This window comes from Nostoc sp. (assembly GCF_054880495.1).
The window spans coordinates 1-2,277 of sequence record NZ_JBTYKD010000423.1; the positions used below are offsets into that span (position 1 = coordinate 1).

The 2,277-nt window shown below is 40.7% G+C and carries 2 protein-coding genes; both read left to right on the forward strand.

Annotation, left to right across the window (positions count from 1 at the left end; all coding sequences use genetic code 11):
* The first annotated feature begins 198 nt into the window (after positions 1-198).
* On the forward strand, positions 199-1,170 hold the full coding sequence (locus ACYTXL_RS35515; protein ID WP_461928654.1) for a M48 family metallopeptidase: 972 nt from the start codon (positions 199-201) through the stop codon (positions 1,168-1,170).
* Between the two features lie 352 nt (positions 1,171-1,522).
* The gene (locus ACYTXL_RS35520) at positions 1,523-1,948 is read left to right on the forward strand and encodes a hypothetical protein (protein ID WP_461928655.1); all 426 of its coding nucleotides are present in this window, start codon (positions 1,523-1,525) and stop codon (positions 1,946-1,948) included.
* Positions 1,949-2,277 lie beyond the last annotated feature (329 nt).

Here is a 2,277-nt window from a genome sequence, read left to right on the forward strand (position 1 = left end):
ATCACACGCTTTTAATCCCATACAAAGTTACTTTTACTTCCAATTGCCCCATTTCTATTATGTTGTCCTTTCTCATTAGTCCAAAACTAATGACCCTTCGGATTCGCCAGTTGCTCATGGGGGAAACCCCCATCGCTTTTAGCGTCTCCCCTTGGGAGAAGACCGCACTGGCTCACCAATTACCAATTACCTTAAATTATGCCAACTTACACAGGAATTTCCAGCGAAGCCTTCAGGCATCCACTAGATCGCCAAGCCGAGCAAGCTTTACGAAATTTACCCGGATTTGATTTAATCGCTCGTAAATTTGTGGAATTTATTTACGAACGTCCTCAATTAGTCTATCTAATGGGTAACACCATCCAAGTCGGGCCGCGTCAATATTCCACTATTTACCAGATGTTTCGGGAATGCGTCCGAGATTTGGATATTTACCCAGAACCGACACTGTTTGTCTCGCAAAATCCCCAAGCAAATAGCTATGCGCTGGGGCAAGAGAATCCTTACATAGTCATAAATACAGGGATACTAGACTTACTAGACGAAGCCGAGATTCGGGCGGTGTTAGCCCATGAACTGGGGCATATTAAATGTGGTCATACTATTTTAATTCAAATGGCGATGTGGGCGATGAGTGCTGCTTCTGCCTTGGGAGAATTGACCTTCGGCATCGGTAATTTTGTCTCTCAGGGCTTGATTTACGCCTTTTTTGAGTGGCGGCGGAAAGCTGAGTTATCGTCCGATCGCGCCGCCCTACTAGTGATGGATGACTTGAATCCCGTGATGTCTTTAATGATGAAAGTCTCTGGCGGTAGTAACAAATATGCCAATGAATGTAGTTTACAAGAATTTATCAAGCAGTCAGAAAATTATCAGGCATTGGATGAAGATGGACTGAATCAGGTGTATAAATTCTTCATGTACAGTGGCGCTCAGGGTACAATGTTGAGCCATCCATTCCCAGTTGAACGCTTGCATTACTTACGAGCGTGGGCAGTATCCGAAGAATATCAGCAAATTCGCCGCGGAAATTATCAGCGATCGCCCGCATCAGGATCTGTAAATGTTGCAGCCAAATCTTCCACAAATGAAACAGAAACTTTACGCCGTCAAATTGAAGAATTACAACGAGAAATTGACAGAATAAGAAGGTCTGATCCTAATTCCTAATTAAGGAAGAATTACCGACGAGCATCTCAATGAAAGCAAATATACCAGATGATAAACAAGATTCTTGCTCCCTCTCCTTACTAAGGAGGGGTTAGGGTGAGGTTTGACAACGCTTTTTCCGAAAGTGAGATGCTCCCGAATTACCGGAGGTGGGCACTCGTACAGGTAACAAAATCGAGGTCATTAATATCAGTAAATAGTGTCCACCTTACTTAAGGCTAGTGTAATATGTATTTTATTATACTACTTGTACGGACTCTTGGGAGTGGATAAATTCAAGATTCCAAAATTAAGACTTGAAAATTGCTTAACTATATCTGAGCATTAAATTTAGATATAGGCATTTATCAATATGGGAATTCACTTGACAAAACGGCTTTTTGTGTTACTTAATATTCTTTTCTTTGTTCTCTTCATGCCGGGAATTGCCTTAGCTGCACCCGTTCAACTCCATACTACTTCTGGTGTCATTTTTGCCCAAACTACCAAAACTGCAAGCTACTCCACCTCGTCGGTGATTAACCTGACTCCTCTACAAAGCCAACAACTCCAGGCTGTGCGTCAGAGAAGAAATAGGGAAATTGAGGCAGTCTTAAACACATCCCAACGTGCCCAACTTGCTCATAATCTCCGGGCTGGTAAGAACATGAATCAAGCTCTAGAACAACTGAATTTGCAACCAGATCAGCAAGAATTGGTAAAGGCGATCGGACAATTTACTAACTTGAAAATGAAAGCTGTTTCCTCTAGGCATTCGCTAAAACTAGTACAGAAATAAAGGTTTTACTTGGAGAGTAAAATACTGAGCCTTTGTTATATAAGATATCAATAATATTTTTTGCGATCGCCTTTTGGATAAAATGCGATCAAAGTTAGATGTGGAACAGCTTATTGAAAAGTATCATTCATTCTTACCCGAAAAAGTCAGTACAAATTTGAATTTGATACTGCATCAAGTGGCTGATTTATCGCGTAATTACTATTGACAAAAATGATTTTGCCTTGATTGGTCATGAATTGTGTACCAGTAAAGTTTTCTGAATAACATAATATAACTAATGTATAAGTTCTGTGATCTATCTAGGGAATTTAGCTCAATCGGTGCTA